The organism is Demequina phytophila (assembly GCF_000971135.1).
Lineage (GTDB): Bacteria > Actinomycetota > Actinomycetes > Actinomycetales > Demequinaceae > Demequina > Demequina phytophila.
Window position 1 is genome coordinate 110,916 of record NZ_BBLW01000008.1, and the last position, 20,505, is coordinate 131,420.

20 protein-coding genes and 2 tRNA genes are annotated in these 20,505 nt (G+C 71.4%); 8 read left to right on the forward strand and 14 right to left on the reverse strand.

Annotated features, from left to right (window positions below):
• Nucleotides 1-77: 77 nt before the first annotated feature.
• The gene (locus AOM01_RS12385; protein ID WP_062294054.1) at nt 78-1,433 is read right to left on the reverse strand and encodes an MFS transporter; all 1,356 of its coding nucleotides are present in this window, start codon (nt 1,431-1,433) and stop codon (nt 78-80) included.
• A gap of 93 nt (nt 1,434-1,526) precedes the next feature.
• Here AOM01_RS12385 and AOM01_RS12390 point away from each other — a divergent pair, with 93 nt between their 5' ends.
• A complete protein-coding gene (locus AOM01_RS12390; RefSeq protein WP_228374300.1) occupies nt 1,527-2,591 on the forward strand; it encodes a LacI family DNA-binding transcriptional regulator in 1,065 nt (354 codons plus the stop codon).
• Nucleotides 2,592-2,818: 227 nt separating this feature from the next.
• Here the strand turns inward: AOM01_RS12390 and AOM01_RS12395 are convergent, their stop codons facing one another.
• The 6 genes from AOM01_RS12395 to AOM01_RS12420 form a co-directional block, all read right to left on the reverse strand.
• Entirely contained in the window at nt 2,819-4,282 is a 1,464-nt protein-coding gene (locus tag AOM01_RS12395; protein WP_062294062.1) for an NCS2 family permease, read from the reverse strand.
• A gap of 177 nt (nt 4,283-4,459) precedes the next feature.
• Entirely contained in the window at nt 4,460-4,891 is a 432-nt protein-coding gene (locus tag AOM01_RS12400; RefSeq protein ID WP_062294064.1) for a MaoC/PaaZ C-terminal domain-containing protein, read from the reverse strand.
• On the reverse strand, nt 4,891-5,337 hold the full coding sequence (locus AOM01_RS12405) for an FAS1-like dehydratase domain-containing protein (protein ID WP_062294069.1): 447 nt from the start codon (nt 5,335-5,337) through the stop codon (nt 4,891-4,893). The genes AOM01_RS12400 and AOM01_RS12405 overlap by 1 nt, the downstream gene beginning before the upstream one ends.
• Before the next feature lie 67 nt (nt 5,338-5,404).
• Nucleotides 5,405-6,436: an endonuclease/exonuclease/phosphatase family protein gene (locus AOM01_RS12410; protein WP_062294073.1), complete on the reverse strand. Its 1,032-nt coding sequence runs from the start codon at nt 6,434-6,436 to the stop codon at nt 5,405-5,407.
• A gap of 41 nt (nt 6,437-6,477) precedes the next feature.
• Nucleotides 6,478-7,449: an endonuclease/exonuclease/phosphatase family protein gene (locus AOM01_RS12415; RefSeq protein WP_062294076.1), complete on the reverse strand. Its 972-nt coding sequence runs from the start codon at nt 7,447-7,449 to the stop codon at nt 6,478-6,480.
• A 107-nt stretch (nt 7,450-7,556) separates the two neighbouring features.
• Nucleotides 7,557-8,420, reverse strand: coding sequence for an alpha/beta hydrolase (locus tag AOM01_RS12420; RefSeq protein WP_062294079.1), 864 nt, complete (start codon nt 8,418-8,420; stop codon nt 7,557-7,559).
• 145 nt (nt 8,421-8,565) lie between these two features.
• Here AOM01_RS12420 and AOM01_RS12425 point away from each other — a divergent pair, with 145 nt between their 5' ends.
• A complete protein-coding gene (locus AOM01_RS12425; protein WP_062294246.1) occupies nt 8,566-9,132 on the forward strand; it encodes a TetR/AcrR family transcriptional regulator in 567 nt (188 codons plus the stop codon).
• 82 nt (nt 9,133-9,214) lie between these two features.
• Here AOM01_RS12425 and rpmG read toward each other — a convergent pair whose 3' ends face one another.
• The 3 genes from rpmG to AOM01_RS12440 form a co-directional block, all read right to left on the reverse strand.
• Nucleotides 9,215-9,379, reverse strand: a complete 165-nt coding sequence (gene rpmG / locus AOM01_RS12430; RefSeq protein ID WP_042213233.1) for a 50S ribosomal protein L33 — start codon at nt 9,377-9,379, stop codon at nt 9,215-9,217.
• A gap of 69 nt (nt 9,380-9,448) precedes the next feature.
• Nucleotides 9,449-9,522: transfer RNA gene (locus AOM01_RS12435), tRNA-Met, on the reverse strand.
• Between the two features lie 45 nt (nt 9,523-9,567).
• A tRNA-Thr gene (locus tag AOM01_RS12440) sits at nt 9,568-9,643 on the reverse strand.
• Nucleotides 9,644-9,737: 94 nt separating this feature from the next.
• Here AOM01_RS12440 and AOM01_RS12445 point away from each other — a divergent pair.
• On the forward strand, nt 9,738-11,009 hold the full coding sequence (locus AOM01_RS12445; protein WP_062294082.1) for a winged helix-turn-helix domain-containing protein: 1,272 nt from the start codon (nt 9,738-9,740) through the stop codon (nt 11,007-11,009).
• A gap of 58 nt (nt 11,010-11,067) precedes the next feature.
• Entirely contained in the window at nt 11,068-12,450 is a 1,383-nt protein-coding gene (locus AOM01_RS12450; protein WP_062294085.1) for an aspartate aminotransferase family protein, read from the forward strand.
• 213 nt (nt 12,451-12,663) lie between these two features.
• On the opposite strand, the gene AOM01_RS12455 is transcribed toward AOM01_RS12450, so the two are convergent.
• Genes AOM01_RS12455 through AOM01_RS12470 form a run of 4 tightly spaced genes read right to left on the reverse strand, consistent with a single transcriptional unit; the run spans nt 12,664 to nt 16,648 of the window.
• Nucleotides 12,664-13,482: an ABC transporter permease gene (locus AOM01_RS12455; RefSeq protein ID WP_062294087.1), complete on the reverse strand. Its 819-nt coding sequence runs from the start codon at nt 13,480-13,482 to the stop codon at nt 12,664-12,666.
• Nucleotides 13,482-14,336 carry an ABC transporter permease gene (locus tag AOM01_RS12460; protein WP_062294089.1) on the reverse strand — a complete coding sequence of 285 codons (855 nt, stop codon included), beginning with the start codon at nt 14,334-14,336 and terminating at the stop codon, nt 13,482-13,484. Before AOM01_RS12460 ends, AOM01_RS12455 begins: the two co-directional genes overlap by 1 nt.
• Nucleotide 14,337: 1 nt before the next feature.
• On the reverse strand, nt 14,338-15,492 hold the full coding sequence (locus tag AOM01_RS12465) for an ABC transporter ATP-binding protein (protein WP_062294091.1): 1,155 nt from the start codon (nt 15,490-15,492) through the stop codon (nt 14,338-14,340).
• A complete protein-coding gene (locus AOM01_RS12470; RefSeq protein WP_228374301.1) occupies nt 15,476-16,648 on the reverse strand; it encodes a polyamine ABC transporter substrate-binding protein in 1,173 nt (390 codons plus the stop codon). The genes AOM01_RS12465 and AOM01_RS12470 overlap by 17 nt, the downstream gene beginning before the upstream one ends.
• A 203-nt stretch (nt 16,649-16,851) precedes the next feature.
• Here AOM01_RS12470 and AOM01_RS12475 point away from each other — a divergent pair, with 203 nt between their 5' ends.
• The 4 genes from AOM01_RS12475 to AOM01_RS14790 all read left to right on the forward strand — a co-directional run bounded on the left by AOM01_RS12475 (nt 16,852) and on the right by AOM01_RS14790 (nt 20,479).
• Nucleotides 16,852-18,267, forward strand: a complete 1,416-nt coding sequence (locus AOM01_RS12475) for an NAD(P)/FAD-dependent oxidoreductase (RefSeq protein WP_228374302.1) — start codon at nt 16,852-16,854, stop codon at nt 18,265-18,267.
• 161 nt (nt 18,268-18,428) lie between these two features.
• A complete protein-coding gene (locus AOM01_RS12480) occupies nt 18,429-19,892 on the forward strand; it encodes a sugar porter family MFS transporter (protein WP_062294094.1) in 1,464 nt (487 codons plus the stop codon).
• 102 nt (nt 19,893-19,994) lie between these two features.
• Nucleotides 19,995-20,351 (forward strand): hypothetical protein, encoded by a 357-nt coding sequence (locus tag AOM01_RS12485; RefSeq protein WP_156155970.1) that lies wholly within the window; start codon nt 19,995-19,997, stop codon nt 20,349-20,351.
• Nucleotides 20,348-20,479 carry a hypothetical protein gene (locus tag AOM01_RS14790; protein WP_267127729.1) on the forward strand — a complete coding sequence of 44 codons (132 nt, stop codon included), beginning with the start codon at nt 20,348-20,350 and terminating at the stop codon, nt 20,477-20,479. The genes AOM01_RS12485 and AOM01_RS14790 overlap by 4 nt, the downstream gene beginning before the upstream one ends.
• Nucleotides 20,480-20,505: the final 26 nt, after the last annotated feature.

Genomic DNA, 20,505 nt, shown 5'->3' on the forward strand with positions numbered 1-20,505 from the left:
TGGCGCCATGCCTCCCCCTCCGCACCGTCCCCCAGCGATCCGGACCCGTTCGACGCTAGCAGGAGGTCCCGGCGGTGTCAGGGGGAACGGCGCTCGACCACGGCCTGCACCCCCTCCTCGGGCAGCGCCTGCACCGGCTCGATGCCGTCGGCGATGACGGCGGCCGCGGCGTCGCGGTCGGCCTCGGCGTCGATCGAGATCGCGGCCGCGCGCTCCCGCCGCGCGAGCGCGCGCTGCGACCGGAACAGCGGGCCGGCAGCCCGCACCGCACGGGCGAGCAGGAACGAGACGAGCGCGGCGGGCACCGTGACGAGCAGCGCCCTGCGCAGCTCCACGAGGTCGCCGAGGTGGCCGATCACCTGCGGCATCACCAGGCCCGCGATGGTGGAGAACGAGGACACGGCCGCGACCCGGGCGGCGGCACGGTCGGGCTCGTCGGACGCCGCGGAGAAGCCGATGGGCACGCCGAGCGCCGCACCCAACCCCCACAGCACCATGCCCACCGGCACCAGCCACAGCCCCGGCGCGAACGCGAACATGGTCACCCCCGCGATCACCAGCGTGGCGGACACCCGCAGCGTCACCACGCGGCCCAGGCGGCCGATGACCGCGGCCCCGCTCCAGCGCAGCGTCACCATCGCGACCACGAAGACCCAGTAGAGGAGGTCACCGATCGCCTCGGGCTGGTCGAACCCCTCGACGACCGCGAGCGACGCCCACTGCGCCGCCGCTCCCTCGATGGTCGACGCGCAGAACACGATCACGCCGATGAGCACCACGCGCCGGTCGCGGTACTCGTCCCGTGCGGCGGCGAACGGGCCGCCCAGGCCCGGCCGCGCATCGTCGGGGCGCGGCCTGCCGTCCATGACGGCGGCCGGCAGGACCGCGAGACGCAGCGCGGTGAGCGCGACCCCGACCCCCGCGAAGTGCCACACGGGCGCGATGCCGAGGTGCGAGATCCACGCGCCGAGCGCGAGCCCCATCGCCATGCCCACCGAGAACGCGGCGTGGAACTGCGGCAGGACCGCGCGCCCCATCGCCCGCTCCACGGCCGCTGCCTCCGCGTTCATGCTGACGTTGGTGAACGCGAATCCCACGGAGACCGCGAACGACGCGACCGCGAACCACGCCTGCGAGCCCCACGCCGTCGCGGCGCCGAGCAGCAGGATCGCGCCGAGGAACCCGAAGGACGACCACCACAGCAGCGCACGCGTCCCGAAGCGCGCGACCATCCACCCGGTCACCAGCAGGGCGCACAGCGCACCGAGCGCGCCGAAGAGCAGCAGCCGCGCGAGCTCGCCGGTGCTCACGTCGAGCAGCGTCGTGATGGTCGGGTAGCGCGACACCTGGGTCGCCATGAAGACGCCCATGATCCAGAACAGGGCGAGCACGCCGCGGCGGGCGGCCGCGATGCGGGCAGGGCGGTGGGTCATGGCTCCCTCGGGACGATGCGCGGCGCGGCCGTGGCGCGGATGGTCGGGCGGGCGGCGCTAACCTGGGTGCTGACCGAGCCGAGGGAGAGCCGCGTGACGCGCACACGCCGACCGACGATGGCCGACGTCGCCGCGAGGGCGGGCGTGTCGCTGTCCACTGTATCCCTCACCTACTCGGGCGCCGGACCGCTGTCCGCGGAGACCCGTGCGAAGGTCGAGAAGGCCGCCGAGGAGCTCGGCTACGCGGGCCCGGCGCCTCACGCGCGGGCGCTGCGTTCGGGGCGCACCGGGGTGGTCGGCGTGGTCATCCACGAACGGCTCCAGCTGTCCTTCCGCGACCCGCTGATGCTGCGCATCATGGACGGCCTGGTCGGAGACCTGGGGCAGATGGGCCTGGGCGTGCTGCTCATCCCCACCCCCACGGGCGAGCCGGGCGAGCGCAGCCTGCTCGAGACCGCCGCGATGGACGCCGCCGTGCTGCTGCGCGTGCGCGACCACGACGGCGAGCCGGCCATCGACATCCTCCGCAGGCGCGGGCTGCCCATGGTGGTGATGGAGGGCGAGGCCCCCGCCGGCGCCGGCGTGCTCGAGATCGACGACCGCGGCGCGACGGCGGAGCTGATCCGCCACCTCGTGTCGCTCGGGCACACGCGGATCGGGACCATCACGCTGCCCGCGGGGCTCGACGGCGAGACGCGCGTGGTCCCGTTGGACGAGGCGCTCGCGAAGACCGCGTGGACCCCGGTCCACCGCCGGCTCGAGGCGTTCGCCGAGGCGGGCGTCGAGCCGTGCGTGGTGGTCGAGGCGCGTGCGTCGATCGTCGCGGAGGGCATCGCGGCCGCGCACCTCGCGCTGGCGTCGGAGCCGCGGCCCACCGCCCTGGTGTGCCAGTCGGACCTGCTCGCCGGAGGCGCGATCATCGCGGCGCGCGAGCTCGACATCCAGGTGCCGCAGCAGCTGTCCGTGACCGGCTTCGACGGCATCGAGCTGCCTTGGATCGCGCCGCACGAGCTCACGACGCAGGTGCAGGACGCGGAGGCCAAGGGTCACGCGCTCGCCGCAGAGGTGGCGGCGCTGCTGCGGGGCGAGTCGCCGGCTCCGGTGATCATGCCGCTCGAGCTGCGCATCGGATCCACCACGGCGCCCGCGCCGCGCTGAGGCCGCGCGCCCAGGCGACGCGCCCCGGGCTCCCCGTCGTGCATGCAGGCGCGTGGCGGATTCGGTCCTGCATACGGGTCGCCGCGCCTCGCATGCAGGATTGTTGAACCGGCGATCCTGCATGCAGGGCGCGAACGCCTACCCTCACGTTGCCCGGACACGGCCCGGACGCGCCGCGGCCCCGGCCCTCACGGGGAGGGCCGGGGCCGCGGTCGACGATGCGCGGGTCAGCCGAGCACGTTCATGATCGGTCCCATCGCGAAGTACACGACGAAGGCGGCCGCGGTGCCCCACATGAGCGGGTGCACCTTCTTGGCGGCGCCGGTCGCGACCTGCAGCACCACGAACGAGATGAAGCCCGCGCCGATGCCCACGGAGATCGAGTAGCCGAACGGCATGAGGATGAACGTGAGGAACGCGGGGATCGCGATCCGGTAGTCCTTCCAGTCGATGCCCGTCACCTGGGAGACCATGAGGAAGCCGACGACCACCAGAACGGGGGTGGCGGCCTCGAACGGCACCATGTCGTACAGCGGCGTGAGGAACGTCGACAGCAGGAACGCGATGCCGGTCACGACCGACGCGAGGCCCGTGCGGGCGCCGTCGCCGACACCCGCCGCGGACTCGATGTACGTCGTGTTGGACGAGACGGAGCCGAGGCCGCCGCCGACCGCGCCGAGCGAGTCGACCATCAGGATCTGCTGCGAGCGCGGCGGGTTGCCCTCGGCGTCGTTGAGACCGGCCTCGGCGCCCACGGCGGTCATGGTGCCCATGGTGTCGAAGAAGTCGGCCATGAGCAGCGAGAAGACGATCAGCGCGGCGGTGAGGAACGGCAGCGAGGTGAAGCCACCGAAGAGGTCCACCTGGCCGATGAGCGAGAAGTCAGGCAGCGACGCGACCGCGGCCGGCGCCTGCGGGATCACGAGGGCCCAGTCGTTCGCGACGGCCGGGTCCGCGCCCAGGGTCAGCACGGACTGGATGACGAATGCGACCGCGGTCGCGACCACGATCGAGATGAGCAGCGCGCCGCGCACCTTCTTCACCATGAGGATGATCGCGGTGAACAGGCCGACCACGAAGACGACCATGGGCCACGAGCCGATGTACCCGCCGATGCCGAACTCGGTGGGCGTCGCACCCGACGCGGGGATGCGGACCATGCCCGCGTCGAACAGGCCGATGAAGGCGAGGAACAGGCCGATGCCGACGGCGATCGCGGTCTTGAGGAACGCCGGCACGGCCGCGAACACGGCCTTCCGGAAGCCGGTCATCACGAGGATGGTGATGATGACGCCCTCGATGACCACGAAGCCCATGGCCTGCTGCCACGTCATGCCCTCGCGGGTCGCGATGCCGTACGCGACGAACGCGTTCAGGCCCAGGCCCGTCGCGAGCGCGAGCGGGAACCGCGCCCACACGCCCATGAGGATGGTGAGGACGCCGGCGATGAGCGCCGTGGCGGCCGCCACGAGCGCGGTGTTCGGCTCGGTGCCGCCGCCAAGGTAGTGGCCGGTGCTGTCCGGGACGGTGCCGATGATGATCGGGTTCAGCACGACGATGTACGCCATGGTGAAGAACGTGGTGAGACCGCCGCGGATCTCGCGGCCGATCGTCGAGCCACGCTGGGTGATCTCGAAGTACGAGTCGAGGCGGCCGGCGATCCCGGTCCGCTCCTCGGTGGTGGCGCTCATGTGCCCTCTCTGACGCAGGGGAGAGCGCACGTCATCGACGCTCTCCCGGGGATGGTGCGATCCCGGGGGAGCGACGCTAAAGCCGCATGCGTCGGGGACGCGCGACCGGATCTCGCGCGGTCACCCTACCCCGTCGCGGACGGGACCGATGACAGTCGCGTCACCCGGTGACACCGCTCATGCGCAGGAGACGACCGCCTGCGCCTTCCCGAGCACCTTCTGCCCGTCGTTCTCGACCGTGATGTCGATGCGCGCGGTGCGGGCCTCGGCGTCCAGCGCGCCCACCTTGGCCGTGAAGCTCACCGTGGCCTCGCCGATCGCGGGCACCGGGACGGGCCGCGTGAACCGGGTCTGGAGGTCGACCACGTTGCCCGGGCCGGCCCACTCCTCCACCACGGACGCCGCGGTGCCCATGGTGAGCATGCCGTGCGCGATGACGCCGGGCAGGCCCACGGACTCCGCGACCACCTCGTTGTAGTGGATCGGGTTGAAGTCTCCGGAGGCGCCCGCGTAGCGCACCAGGCTGTCGCGGGACAGCTCGACCTGGCGCTCCGCGACCACCTCGCCCAGCTCGAGCCCGTCGAAGGAGGGTCCGTTCTCGGTGCTCATCAGACCTCCTCGCGCACCGCGAGGGTGCTGGTCACGGTGGACACCGGCGTGCCGTCCTCGTCGGACAGCTCGGTGCGCGTGGTCACCATGGAGATGCCTCCGCGCTGCTTGATGTCGTCGATGTGCACGGTCGCGGAGATGAGGTCCCCGGCGATGATGGGCCGGTGGTGGGTGAAGCGCTCGTCGGCGTGCACGACGCGGGAGAAGTCGACGCCCACCTCCGGGTCGACGACCACGTGGAACTCGGCCTGCTGGGCGATGACCACGGCGAACGTGGTGGGAGCCACCACGTCGGGGTACCCCTCCGCCCGGGCGGCCTCCTCGCTGCGGTGCGCGAAGGACCGGGCGTCCACCGCATCGGCGAACTCGCGGATCTTGATCCGCGTGACCTCGTAGGGCTCGTGGGGGCCGTACGCGCGGCCGACGGCGTCGATGTTCACTGGCACACCGCCACCCTATCCAGGAAGGGCGCGCCGCCGCGCGCGTGGGGACGATGCCCGGGCCGGGCGGGCCTCACGGCCACCTGTAGGTGGCGACCAGGGCGCGGTGGTCGGACCATGGCATCGCGACCGTCGCCACCTCCGCGGCCACCATGCCGGTGTCGCGCGCCAGCACGTGATCGATCCCGACCAGAGGCTGGCTGAGCCACATGGGCGGACCGTGGTGGAATCCCATGGGCCCGTTCGGGTAGGTCGCGTTCACGCCCGCGCCCGCCTCATCCGAGGCATCGGCGTAGCCGAGGCCCTCGATCTCGCGGAAGCCCGCATGGTCGCGCGTGGAGTTGAGGTCGCCGGCCACGATCACGGGCCCTTCCTGGGCGGCGAGCACGTCCACCAGGGCGGACAGGTCCGCGTCCCAGTCGGCGTGGTCGAGCACGCCGGGCGACTCCGGGTGGGCCGCCACGACCGTGAGATGCCCGTCGCCCGTGCCGACCTCCACGCGGATCGCCTGCGCGGTGAACCCGGGCAGGGACTCCGCCTGGGCGATGGGGTGCGTGGACCACAGCCCGGTGCCGAACTTCCAGTCGCCGGGGTAGGCGGCGCTGTAGGGCATCACGTCCGACAACCCGGCCTCGTCGAGGCGTTCGAGCGCCTGCGGGGTCAGCTCGGTGAGCACGAGCAGGTCGAGATCGCGGCCGTGCGCGAGCTCCACGACGGCGTCCGCGTCGGCCTGACCGTTGGCGAGGCTGAACGTCGCGACGCGCATCGCCACGTCGCCGTCCGCCGCGGAGGCGACGTAGAGGGGGGCGATCCACCAGCCGCACAACGCCGCGACCGCGAGGCTGAACGCGAGCAGCACCCAGGCGCGCGCGAGCAGCGACAGCACCACCGGGATCGCCGTCGCCAGCGTGACCCATGGCATGAGCGACACGAGCACGGCGAGCGGGCCCCACTCGACGCCCGTCAGGCGGGCGAGCACCGGCACCGGGATCGCGAGGAGCGCGAGGAAGGCGAGCGCCCGCGCGATCGCGGTGAGGCCTCGAGCCAGGGAGGACAGCGCGGACGCGGAGGTGCCGTCGCGCGTGTCGACCCCCGGCTCCCCCATGACGGGAGTCTGCCATGGACCGGACGAATCGGACAGGGGCCTCAGCGTGCGGCGTACCCCACGACGAGCGCGCGATGGTCGGAGCCCGGCACCACCACCGACTCGACCGAAACCGCCGCGAGCGGCAGGTCGCGGGTCACCACGTGGTCGAGCGCGACCACCGTGGGAGGCGTGCGGTCCTGCGGGAACGTCGGCACCATCCCCGCGCCCGCCTCGTCGGCGGCGTCGACGTAGCCGCGCGACTCCAGGTCGCGGAACGCCCGGTGGTCCCGCACCAGGTTGAGGTCGCCTGCGGCGATCACCGGCCCGTCGACGCCGTCGAGCACGTCGGTGAGCCGCCGGGTCTCCTCCGCCCAGGCGCGGTGCACGAGCAGCTGCGGCGCGGCCGGGTGGATCGCGAGGACGGTGGTCGGGCCGGTCGGGAGCTCCACCTCCGCGCGCACCTGCCGGAACGTGTATCCGTCGAGCCCCTCCCAGCGTGTGAGGGGGTAGCGCGACCACAGCCCTGTCCCCGACCAGATCGCGTCGGGCAGCGCCGCCGCATGGGGCAGTACCTCCTCGAGGCCCGCCGCGACCAGCGCGTCGGCAGCCTCGGGAGTGAGCTCCTGGAGCGACAGGACGTCGACGTCATGCTCGCGCACCATCGCGACCACCGCCTCGGCGTCGCCGCGCCCGGTGAGCAGGTTCGCCGTCGCGACGGTCAGGGTCACGTCACCCGACGCGCCCGCGGAGGTGTACAGCGGCGCGGTCCATGCCGCGCAGAGCACCGCCACCGCCACCGCCGCACCCGCCAGTACCCACGCACGGGCGATCACCGCGAGCACCAGCGGTACCGCGGCGACTACCACCACCCACGGCACCAGCGGCACCACGTAGGCCAGCGGGCCCCGCTCGAAGCCCGTCAGCCGCACCACCACCGGCACGGCCAGCGCCGCGAGCGCGAGCCAGCCGCCCACCCAGGCGACCCCGCGCCACGTCGCCCGGCGCGTCCGGCCGGCCCCCGCATCGTCCACGGGCGCGAGCCTCCCACACGGGAGGCGAGGCGGGACGCAGGCGGGCCGACACGCGACGGGCGTCGCCCCCGAGGATCAGGGGCGACGCCCGTGCGGTCGCGTCGCGCTCAGTGCGCCGCGTGTGCCTCGAGGTGCGTCGAGGCGAAGGCGAGCGCGGCGTCGGCCACCTCGTGCCAGCCGTCATCGATCACGAGCGAGTGGCCGCGCCCCGGGATCTCGAGGAACTCGGTGGTGGACTCGTTGCGCGACTGGAGGCGGTACGCCGCGTGCGCGACCGCGCGGGGAACGATGGTGTCCTTCTCGCCGGAGATCACCAGCAGGGGTCCGCGCGCGGGGTTCCGGGTGTCGAGCCGGGTGGCCCTGCCCGCGGTGAGGTTCGCCGTGGCGGCCTGGAACAGCGGCCGCCCGGGTGCGGCGACGTGGTGCCGCGCGTAGAGCGCGCGGGCCTCGACCTCGCTCACCGCGTTGGCGAAGCCGTAACGGAACTCGTCGAACGTGAGCGTGACGGTACGGGTGCGGTTCGCGGGGTTACCGAGCACCGGGAACGCCGCCTTGAGGGTGGATGCCGGTAGCGGAAGCACGCCCTTGAACGGCGCGGGGTCGATCGCGACGGTCGCGGCGGCAAGGCCCAGGTCGGCGACGCGCTGGGCGAGAAGCCCCCCGAAGGAGTGGCCGATCACGAGCGGACGCCGGTTCAGCTCGCGGGCGATGCGCGCCACGTGGTCGGTGACCTCCTGAACCCCGACCCCGGCGAAGGCGCCGGGACGGTTGCGCGCGTCCTCGACGTCCTCCGGCTCCTCGGGCCAGCGGGCGACCACGACGGCATAGCCGGCGGCCTCGAGCCTCTCCTGCCAGGCGTCCCAGCTGCTCGCGAGCAGCCAGAGCCCGTGGACGAGCACGGCGGTGGGGCGGCCCGAGGCGTTGGCGGCGTCGATCTGGCGGACTTCCTGGGCGGTGAGCGTGGTGGTCATGATGGTCTCCTTGTCGGGTCTCGCCGGATCTCTCGACCCGGACGTGAGAGAGAACGATCGTTCTCGCGCATTTCATTCCCGAATCCTCAGAAGTTTCTTCCGGGCATGATCCAAGAGGAACGAGCGTTCCGTTAGGGTGACCGAGATGACCACCCCCGCAGCCCCCGCTCCGGACGCGCGCGAGCGCCTCGCGGCGACCGCCTCCGAGCTCTTCTACCGCGAGGGGATCCACTCGGTGGGCGTCGACCGGATCCTGTCCGAGGCCGGCATGTCACGCGCGACCATGTACCGCCACTTCGCCGGCAAGGAGGAGCTGGTGGTCGCGTACCTCGAGCGCGAGGACCGCGCCATCCGCGCACAGGTGGCGGGCGCCGGCGGCAGCCCGGACCCCCTGAGGGCCGCGGTGCACGGCATCGCAGAGGACGTCGCCCGGCGCCACACCCGCGGCTGCCCCTTCATCAACGCGGCGGCGGAGTATCCCGACGAGTCGAGCGCCGTGCGCCGCCTCATCGCGACGCACCGCGCGTGGTTCCGTGGCGTTCTCACGCAGGCCGCGGCGGGCGCGGGCGCGACCGATCCCGAGCGGGTGGCCGCCTCGCTGGTCATGCTGCGCGACGCCGCGCTGGTGGGCGGCTATCTCGACGGCGCCGCGTCGATCCGCGAGGCCTTCCTCGACTCGGCCTCCGCCGTCGCCGGGGTCGACCTCGCCTGACCCACGGGCGGGAACAAGGGCACGAACGACGAAGGCCCGCCGCCCCCGGGAGGGGCGACGGGCCTTCGGTCGAAGCTGATGCTTAGCGCGTCTCGCGGTGCGCGGTGTGCTTGCCGCACTTCCGGCAGAACTTGGAGAGCTCCACACGGTCAGGGTTGTTGCGGCGGTTCTTGCGCGTGATGTAGTTGCGGTCCTTGCACTCGGTGCACGCGAGCGTGATCTTCGGACGAACGTCGTTCTTGGCCATGGTTCTCTCCCAGCCTTGTAGGGACGCGCCTTGCGAAGGCGCATGAGCCAGGCGGTCTGCCTGATTCCGTAGCGAGGGCGGGGCTCGAACCCGCGACCTCACGATTATGAGTCGTGCGCTCTAACCAGCTGAGCTACCCCGCCGCGTGCCGCCTTGCGGCGGCGATCCATCGTACGTGACGACGGACGTGGAGCCCCGACAGGGAATCGAACCCTGGACCTTTTCCTTACCATGGAAACGCTCTGCCGACTGAGCTATCGGGGCCAGCCGGAATAGGTTACACGCACTCGGCCTCAAAACAAAAATCGGCCCCGAACCGCCCGGCAGAGCGTCGGTTGGCGCCCCTAGAGTGGCGCGCATGACGTCGTCGCTCAGCGCCGCCGAGGCCCGCCGCATCCACCTGGCCGCGCAGTCCCTCGCGCGCCGCCGCCCCGCCGGCCGGCCCGGGCCCGTGCGCTTCCGCGAGTACCTGGAACGTCAGGGCATCCTGCAGCTCGACTCGGTCAACGTGCTGGCGCGCGCGCATCACCTCCCCGTGTACTCGCGGTTCGGGCCGTACGACCGCGACCGGCTCGACCGCTGGCTGTGGTCGGGCGAGCACGCGTTCGAGCACTGGGGCCACGAGGCCTCGGTGATGCCGGTCGACCTGCTGCCCGCGCTCCACCATCGGATGACCGAGCGCGCCTCGTGGCAGGGCTACCACCGCGACCGTCTCGAGCGGGAGCGGCCGGGCCTGATCCCGCAGGTGCGCGAGGCCGTGGTCGCCCACGGCCCGGTCACCGCGACCGATCTCGAGCATCTGTCCCCCCGCGAGGGCGCCCGCGGCACGTGGTGGGACACGTCGCACGTCAAGGACGCCCTCGAGTACCTGTTCATCACGGGCGAGGTCGCCGCTTCGCGCGGGCCGCACTTCCGGCGTACCTACGACTCTCCCGAGAGGGCGTGGGGGCTGCCGCCCGCCTCGGCGCGCACGTGGGGGCTGCCGGCCGCCGCGGCTCATCAGGCGCTGTTCGACCGGGCGCTGCTCGCGACCGGCCTGGGCACGCCCGCGGACCTCGCCGACCACTTCCGTCTGCCCCGCTCGGCCAGGGACGATGCTCACCGCAAGGGCGCCGCGGCGGGCGCGGGCGCCTGGGCGGAGTCGGCGGTGGAGCGCGGCCTGGCCTCCTGGGTGTCCATCGAGGGCTGGAAGGAACCGGCCCTGCTGTCCGCCGCCGCCTCGGACCCGGGCCGGGCCACCGCATCGTCCCTCCTCAGCCCGTTCGACCCCGTCTGCTGGTACCGGCCGCGGCTGCTGCGGATGTTCGGCGTGGACTACCGCATCGAGATCTACACGCCGGCCGCCAAGCGCGAGTTCGGCTACTACTGCCTGCTGTTCCTGCTGGGCGACCGCTTCGAGGCGCGCGTCGATCTCAAGGCTCGACGCAAGGAGGGTGTGCTGTCCGTGGAGGCGGCGTGGCGCGAGCCCGGCCGGGCGCCGGGGGCGCGCCGGAGGGACGATGCCACGGTCGCCCCGGCGCTCGCCGACGAGCTGCGCGTGATGGCGGGATGGCTCGGGCTCGACGCGATCGAGGTGGCCTCGCGGGGGGATCTCGCCGGCGCGCTCGCCGCCGCGGTGTCCGCGGGCTGACAGGCGCCGGACGGTTCGTCGGTTGCGCGCGGCCCGTCCGGGCCGGAACCATGGACGGATGGACCATTCACATCTCCAGCAGGCGGCGAAGCGTCACCTGTGGATGCACTTCACCGAGCACTCCCGATACGAGAACGCCGATGTGCCCATCATCGTGCGCGGCGAGGGTGCCTACATCTACGACGCCGAGGGCCGGCGCTACCTCGACGGGCTCGCGGGGCTCTTCGTCAACCAGCTGGGCCACGGGCGCACCGAGCTCGCCGACGCCGCCGCCGCGCAGGCGCGCGAGCTCGCGTTCCACCCTCTGTGGTCCTACGCCCACCCCACCGCGATCGAGCTCGCGGAGCGGCTCGCCTCGTACGCGCCCGGCGACCTCAACCGCGTGTTCTTCACCAGCGGCGGCGGCGAGTCCGTCGAGACCGCGTGGAAGCTCGCGAAGAACTACTTCAAGCTCGTGGGCAAGCCCATGAAGCACAAGGTCATCAGCCGCAACGTCGCGTACCACGGCACGCCGCACGGCGCGCTGTCGATCACCGGCCTGCCCGGGCTCAAGCAGCAGTTCGAGCCGCTCGTGCCGTCGACGTTCCGCGTGCCGAACACCAACACGTACCGCGCGGACGAGATCACGCACGGACTGCACGACGGCTCCGACGCGGAGGCGTTCGGCCGGTGGGCCGCGGACCAGATCGAGGTGGCGATCCTCAACGAGGGTGCGGACTCCGTCGCGGCGGTGTTCCTCGAGCCGGTGCAGAACGCGGGCGGCTGCTTCCCGCCGCCGCCGGGCTACTTCCCACGCGTCCGCGAGATCTGCGACCGCTACGACGTGCTGCTGGTGTCCGACGAGGTCATCTGCGCGTACGGTCGCCTGGGCGAGATGTTCGGCGCGACGCGGTTCGGTTACGAGCCGGACATCATCACGTCTGCGAAGGGCCTCACGTCGGGCTACGCGCCCATGGGCGCGATGATCGCCTCCGACCGGCTCATGGCGCCGTTCCTCGAGAAGGGCGAGATGTTCGCGCACGGCTACACGTTCGGCGGCCACCCCGTCGCCGCGGCGGTGGCGCTCAAGAACCTCGAGCTGTTCGAGTCCGAGGGCGTGCTCGACCACGTCCGCGACAACGCCGGCGCGTTCCGTGCGACGCTCGAGAGGCTGCTCGACCTGCCGATGGTGGGCGACGTGCGCGGCGACGGCTTCTTCTACGGCATCGAGCTGGTGAAGGACAAGGCCACCAAGGAGTCGCTCACCGCCGAGGAGTGCGAGCGGGTGCTGCACGGCTTCCTGTCCAAGGAGCTCTACGCGGCCGGCCTGTACTGCCGCGCCGACGACCGCGGCGACCCGGTCATCCAGCTGTCTCCCCCGCTGGTCATCGGTCAGACCGAGTTCGATGAGATGGAGCGCATCCTGCGCGACGTCATCGGGCGGGCGCACGCGCTGCTCTGACGCGCCTCCCGCACAGGCCGGCTCGCTTGCAGGACCGATCCACGGATCGTCCTGCATGCGTGCCGGCCTCGTCCTGCATGCCGGATAGTTGACCGGATGATCCTGCCTGCAGGACCGTTGCGGCGGCGCGGCGAGGCATGCTCGCGCGGGTGACACGCAGAACGGGCCCCGATCCTTGCGGATCGGGGCCCGTTCGCGTCGGCGGATCGCGTGTCAGCGCGCGGCGAGCGCCTTGCGGCGTCGGCGCGCACCGACCTCGCCGATGATGACCGCGGCGAGCGCGACCAGGAACATCAGCGTGCCGATCACGTTGACCTGCATCGGCACGCCGCGCTGCGCCGCGCCCCACACGTACATGGGGAACGTCACGGTCTGGCCGGAGTTCAGGTTGGTGATGATGAAGTCGTCGAACGACAGGCTGAACGCCAGCAGCGCCGCGGACAGGATGCCGGGGAACACCAGCGGGAACGTGACCTTCCAGAAGGTCTGCCATTCGTTCGCGTACAGATCCGCCGCCGCCTGCTCGAGGTTGCCGTCGAGACCCGCGAGCCGGGACTTCACGGTCACCACGACGAACGAGATGCAGAACATGATGTGGGCGATGAGGATGGTCCAGAAGCCCAGCTGCCCGCCGAGGCCCGCCGCGACGAAGAGCGCGAGCAGCGAGGAGCCCATCACGATCTCGGGCGTCGCCATGGGGAGGAACAGCACCAGGTTCATCGCGGTGCGGCCGGCGAAGCGGTGGCGCACCAGACCGAACGCCGCGAACGTGCCGATCACCGTCGCACCGATGGTGGCGAGCAGGCCGATCTCGATGCTCGTGACCACGGAGCTGCACAGGTTGTTCGGAGCGCAGGGGTGCAGCCAGTTGTCCCACGTGAACTTCTGGAACTTGTAGAGGTTGCGCGCCCCGCTCGAGTCGTTGAACGACATGATCGCGACGATGATGTTCGGGATGTACATGTAGAGCAGGACCAGGAGCCCGCCCGTGAGGACCAGGTGGCTCCCGATCCAGCGGCCGATGCGCGTCATCAGAGCAGCTCCTCCGTTCCAGCCTTGCGGACGTAGACCAGCACCATGGCGACGATGATCACCATGAGCGACACGGACAGCGCGCCCGCAAGCGCGTAGTTGCCCTGCGTGGTGAAGAGGCTCTGGATCACGTTGCCGACCATGCGCTCATTCGGGCTGCCGAGCAGCTCCGCGTTGATGTAGTCGCCGGTCGCCGGGATGAACGTGAGCAGGGTGCCGCCGACGACGCCCGGGAGCGACAGCGGCCACGTGACCTTCCAGAACCGCGTGAACGGATTCGCGTACAGGTCCGCCGCGGCCTCGTTGAGCTTCGGGTCCATCTTCTCGAGGCTCGTGTAGAGCGGCAGGATCATGAACGGCAGGAAGTTGTAGGTGAGGCCGGCGACCACCGCGACCGGGGTCGCGAGCAGGCGGCCGTCGTCACCCATGAGGTGCAGCGCCTGCAGCGTGTTCACCACGAAGCCGTCGTCCGCGAGGATCATCTTCCACGCGAGCGTGCGGATGAGGAAGCTGGTGAAGAACGGCGCGATGACCAGCACCAGCATGACGGTCTTCCAGCGTCCCGCCTTGAACGCGATCGCGTACGACAGCAGATAGCCGAGGATCAGGCAGAAGAAGGTCGCGATCGCGCCGTACCAGAGCGACCTCAGCATGACCGTGCCGTACTCCGACAGCGCGTCCCAGTAGTTCGCGAGGTGCCACGTCACGTCGTAGCCCGTGAGCACCGAGCCCTCGGGGTCGTACAGCGACGTCGCGAGCAGCGAGTAGAACGGGACGACGAAGAAGATCGCGAGCCAGACGGCCGCCGGCAGGATCAGCAGATAGCCGGTGCGCTTGCGAGCGGTGGCGATCACCCTAGTCCTCCTCGACGATGCCCGCGTCGACGTCCTGGGAGGCGTCGAGCAGGAACGCGAACTCGGGACGCCACGACACGTCGACCGTGGTGCCGACCGGGATGAGGCCGCCGCGACGCCCGGTGTTCTGCTCGAAGCAGATGATCTCCTGGCCCCACGGCATGCGCACCGTGTAGTCCGTGGAGACGCCCAGGTAGCTGGCGTCCACGACCACGCCGCCAGAGATGGAGCTGCCGGGGGCGTCGATCGCGGTGCCCTCGGGCTGGATCAGCACCTTCTCGGGACGGATGCCGAGCAGCACGTCCTTCGCGTCGGTGTGGACCTTGCTCGCCTTCACCGTCGCGACGGTGCCGTGCATGTCGGCCTTGACCACCGCATCGTCGCCCGTGCCCTCGCGGCCCACGACGGTGGCGCGGATGAGGTTCGAGCGCCCCAGGAAGTTCGCGACGAAGGTCGTGTGGGGGTTCGTGTACAGGTCGTACGGCGAGCCCATCTGCTCGATGACGCCCTGGTTCATCACGGCGACGGTGTCGGCCATCGACATGGCCTCCTCCTGGTCGTGCGTGACGTGGACGAAGGTGATGCCCACCTCCTCCTGGATACGCTTGAGCTCGACCTGCATCGCGCGGCGCAGCTTGAGGTCGAGCGCGCCGAGCGGCTCGTCGAGCAGCAGCACCTCGGGGCGGTTGACGATCGCTCGGGCCAGCGCGACGCGCTGCTGCTGACCACCCGAGAGCTGGCCGGGGCGCTTGGGCCCCTGCTCCACGAGCTCGGTGAGCGCGAGGATCTCCTGGACCTGCTTGCCGGAGTCGTAGACCTTGCGACGCTTGAGGCCGAACTCGACGTTCTCCGCGATCGACAGGTGGGGGAACAGCGCGTAGTTCTGGAACACCGTGTTGACCGGCCGGTTGTACGGCTTGGTCTCGGTGATGTCCGTGTCACCGATCGAGATGGTGCCCTTGGTGGGCGTCTCGAGGCCGGCGACCATGCGCAGCGTGGTGGTCTTGCCGCAGCCGGACGGACCGAGGAGCGCGAAGAACGAGCCCTGCGGGACCACCAGGTCGAGGTCGTGAACCGCGGTGAAGCCGTTCGGGTACGTCTTGTGGAGCCCGGTGAGGCGCAGGTCGCGCCCCGTCCCGCTAGACACCTGTGACATCAGAGAAGGCTCCTTCGTATTCGCGGATCTGATACTCCTCAAGCGCCATGAACCCGTGGGTCGACGCCAGAAACTCCTCGGTGGGGAAGATGAGCGGGTTGTCGACCAGCGACGGGTCGATCTTCTCCATCTCCTCGCGCGCGCCCTCGACGGGGCAGACGTACCAGACGTAGGCGGCGAGCAGCGCGGCCATCTTCGGCTCGTAGTAGAAGTCGATCCACCGCTCCGCGTTGCGCTGATGCGTCGCGAGGTTGGGGATGATCATGTTGTCCGACCAGACCATCATCCCCTCGTCCGGCGGCAGGAACACGAGGTTCTCGTCGCCGGCCGCGGCCACGTCGCCCGACCAGGCGACGCACGCCGCGATGTTCCCGTTGGCGAGGTCGTTGATGTACTCGTTGCCGGTGAACGCGCGGATCTGTCCGTCCGCGCGTGCCTTGCTCAGCTTGTCGAGCGCGGCGTTCCACTGCGCGTCGGTGAAGTTCGCCGGGTCCGCGCCCTCGCTCAGGAGCAGGAGGCCCATGGTGTCGCGCATCTCGGTCAGCATGGTGACGCGACCCTTGAGGTCGGGCCGCGTGAGCAGCTCGTCCATGGTGCGCACCTCGCCGACCAGGGACTTGTTGTAGGCGATGCCGGAGAAGCCGGTCTGCCACGGCGCCGAGTACTCGCGCTTGGGATCCCAACCCACGCCCTGGAGCGAGGAGATGAGGTTCTTGTCGAGGTTGGGCACGTTGGCCTTGTCGAACTTCTGGATCCAGCCCATCTGGATCATGCGGGCGGCCATCCAGTCGGTCAGCACGAACATGTCGCGCCCCGTCGGCTCGCACGCGCCGAGCTGGTTGACGACCTTCGAGAAGAACTCGATGTTGTCGTTGACGTCGGGGACGTAGTTGACCTCGACGTCGTAACGGTTCTGGAACCGCGTCAGCGTGGACTTGTACTTCTTGCCGTCCTCGTCGATGTACTCGGGCCAGTTCGAGATGACCAGCTTGCGGTCGGTGTCCGACACGTCCGCCGCGACGCACGACAAGGGGTCCTGCTCGCGGCTCGGTGTCGAGAAGAGCGGCAGCGTCGCGAGGCTCGCCGCGCCCACCGCACCGCCCAGGAGCATGTTGCGGCGGCTCACGCCACCGCGGGGCACAGACGGGTCCGCCACATTCGCCTCCTCGGTCCGGGTCGCCGTCCGGCGCCCCGATGACGGTGATAGTGGCATGCCCCCCGGGGCTCAACAAGAGGTGAACGGCAGGTGGACGGGCGTTATCGGCCGGATTGGCCGAAGAATTTACGCGCATGAAACGACTTGTCCGAGCATGGATGTTGCGACGATGTTTCGGGCGTGGTCCTCACCACACTTGCCCCATGATGACCCCCGCCCCGGGCGACCCCGTCTCCCGCGCCCGCGCCTACCGGTCCGTGTCGCTGTGGCTCGACACCGCGGACGACGATCTGGTCGCCGCGGACCCCCTCGGGGGCGACCGCGAGGTCGACGTCGCGATCGTCGGCGCCGGCTTCACGGGGCTGTGGACCGCGTACTACCTTGCCGAGGCGCGCCCCGACCTGCGGATCGCGATCGTCGAGAGCGAGATCGCCGGCTTCGGCGCGTCGGGCCGCAACGGCGGGTGGGCCTCGGCGCTGTTCCCCAGCTCGCTCGGCACCCTCGCGGAGGACAGCAGCAGGGCCGATGCGCTGCGCCAGCACGCGGCGATGCGCGCCTCGGTCGACGAGGTGGTGCGCGCCGCGGCGGCCGCGGGCATCGACGCCCGCCTGGCGAAGGGCGGCACGGTGACGCTCGCGCGCACGGCGACGCAGCTGTCCCGCGCGCGGGCCGAGGTGGAGGACGCGCGCTCGTGGGGGCGCGGAGAGGACGACCTCCGCCTGCTCGATGCCGAGCAGGCGCGCGCGCGGATCAACGCCGCGGGCGTGCTGGGCGGGACCTACACTCCCGACTGCGCCGCGGTGCACCCGGGTCGCCTGGTGCGCGGGCTGGTGCGTGCGGTCCGCGAGCGCGGGGTCCGCGTCCACGAGCTCACGCCCGCCACCCGGATCGCCCCGCACGTGGTCGAGACGGACCGGGGCACGCTGACCGCGCAGCACGTGGTCCGCGCGACGGAGGGGTACACGGCCGGCCTGCCGGGGCACGAGCGCGACGTGGTGCCCGTGCACTCGCTGATCATCGCCACCGCCCCGCTGCCCGCGGCGCTGTGGGACCGCATCGGGCTGTCGCGTCGCGAGACCTTCACGGACGGCCGGCACCTCATCATCTACGGGCAGCGCACCGCCGACGACCGCATCGTGTTCGGCGGACGCGGTGCCCCGTACCGGCTGGGCTCGGGCGTGCGGCTCGACCGGCGTGCGGCGGACCGCGTCCACCGCCAGCTGCACCGCACGCTGGTCGACCTCCTGCCCGTGTTGCGCGACGTCCCGATCACCCACGCATGGGGCGGCGCGCTCGGGATCGCGCGGGACTGGCACGCCTCCGTCGGCCTCGACCCGGAGACCGGCCTCGGCTGGGCCGGCGGCTACGTGGGCGATGGTGTCACGACGACGAACCTCGCGGGACGCACCCTGAGAGACCTCATCCTCGGGGAGTCCACCGAGCTGACCACGCTGCCGTGGGTGGGCCACCGCTCTCCCCGCTGGGAGCCGGAGCCCGCGCGCTGGCTCGGAGTGAACGCAGGCCTGCGCGCGATGTCCGTCGCCGACGGCGAGGAGCGCCTCACCCGGCGCGAGAGCCTCACGGGACGCCTCATGGCGCCGCTCACGGGCGGCCATTGAGCGGTCGCCCGGCCCGCGCATCGTCCCATCTCGCGACACGCCGCGCGGCTCGACCGGTTCCCGGCGCGCTCGCGCCCGGTTCGGGATAGTTTCACCTGTATGACGTCACAGCGCCGTGGCGCGGCACCCGATTGGGAGGGGCGCACGTACGCGTCCCACGAATGGAGCACATCGTGACCTCGCAGACCACCCCCGCGACGCCGCGCCTCACCGGGCGCGTCGTCGCGATCAGCATCGGCGCCGCGCTGGGCGGCTTCCTCTTCGGGTTCGACTCGTCCGTCATCAACGGCGCGGTCGACTCGATCCAGGGCGCGTTCGACCTCGGCGACACGTTCACCGGCTTCGCGGTCGCCTCCGCGCTGCTCGGATGCGCGGTGGGAGCGTGGTTCGCCGGCGGGCTCGCGAACCGCTACGGCCGCATCCGCGTCATGGTGATCTCCGCGATCCTGTTCTTCCTCTCCGCGCTCGGCTCGGGCTTCGCGTTCGGGGTGTGGGACCTCATCGCATGGCGCATCCTCGGCGGACTCGCGATCGGCGCGGCGTCCGTGATCGCCCCGGCGTACATCGCAGAGGTCGCACCCGCAGCCTTCCGCGGTCGGCTGGGCTCGCTCCAGCAGATGGCGATCGTCCTGGGCATCTTCGCCGCGCTGCTGAGCGACGAGGTGCTCGCCTCGTCCGCCGGCGGGGCCGACCAGGAGCTCTGGGCGGGGCTCGAGGCATGGCGGTGGATGTTCCTCGCGGCCGCGATCCCCGCGATCATCTATGGCGTCGCCGCGATGAGGCTGCCCGAATCGCCTCGCTACCTGGTCTCCAAGCACCGCGACGACGAGGCCTCGCACATTCTCGCCGAGTACACGGGCGAGACGGAACCCGCACGCAAGATCACCCAGATCCGCGCCTCGCTCGGCACCGACGAGCGCCGGTCGATGCGCGACCTGCGCGGCCCCAAGGGCGGGCTCCACCCCATCGTGTGGACCGGCATCCTGCTGTCGATGTTCCAGCAGTTCGTGGGCATCAACGTGATCTTCTACTACTCGACCACGCTGTGGCAGTCGGTGGGATTCGACGAGTCGGACGCGTTCACCACGTCCACCATCACCTCGCTCACCAACATCGTCGCGACCATCATCGCGATCTCGCTGGTCGACAGGATCGGGCGGCGCCTGCTGCTGCTGATCGGCTCCGCCGGCATGTTCGTGTCGCTCGCCACCATGGCGATCGCGTTCGCGAACGCGACCACCGACGCCGCAGGCGAGACCGCGCTCGACGGCGGGTGGGCCACCGCCGCGCTGATCGCGGCCAACGCGTTCGTGGTGTTCTTCGCGGCATCGTGGGGACCCGTGGTGTGGGTGCTGCTCGGCGAGATGTTCCCCAACCACATGCGCGCCACCGCGCTCGCGGTCGCGGCGGCCGCGCAGTGGGGCGCGAACTTCCTCATCACCGTGACGTTCCCCGGCCTCGCGGAGCTCTCGCTGGTGGTGGCGTACGGGTTCTACGCGGCCATGGCGCTGCTGTCGTTCTTCTTCGTGATCGCCCGGGTTCCGGAGACCCGCGGCGTCGAGCTCGAGGACATGCGGGACGACGCGAACGCCCACACGGTGGAGAACGCCACCTCCTCCGTGTGACCCCCGCGCGGACCGCCACCCGACCGCACGGGCCGCTCGCGCATCGTCCCCCGGGAAAAAGGCCTCTAGCGGGGTAGGCAATTCGCGCGGTATGTTCCGCTCATGCGGAGAACCTGGGGGGTTGTCGCACTGGGGGCGGCGATGGCCGTGGGCCTGGTGGGCGGTGGCGCGCTGGCCGCGAGCGCCGGCACCACGACCACGACGGTCTACGCCTGCGTCGACGCCGTGAACAACAAGATCGTCACGCCGACCGCGCGGGGCAGGTGCCCCAGCGGGACCAGCCGGAAGACCATCAATCAGCGCGGCCCGCGCGGCTCCACCGGCGCCGCCGGCCAGTCCGCGTACGAGGTCGCCGTCGAGGCCGGCTTCGTCGGCACCGTCGACGAATGGCTCGACAGCCTCCAGGGCGGAGGCACCAGCGGCGGCACGCCGACCGTGATCGACGGCGGCGCGCCGTGATCGCGCGCCGGCTGGTGCTCGCGGCGCTCGTGGTGGGCGGCGGCGTCGCGGTCGCGGGAGTGCCCGCGCCCGCCGATGCGGTGGTGGACGATGCGTCGGGCGACGAGATCGACGGCGGTTGCCCCTAGCGGGGCGGAGCGGGCACGGGGGACCC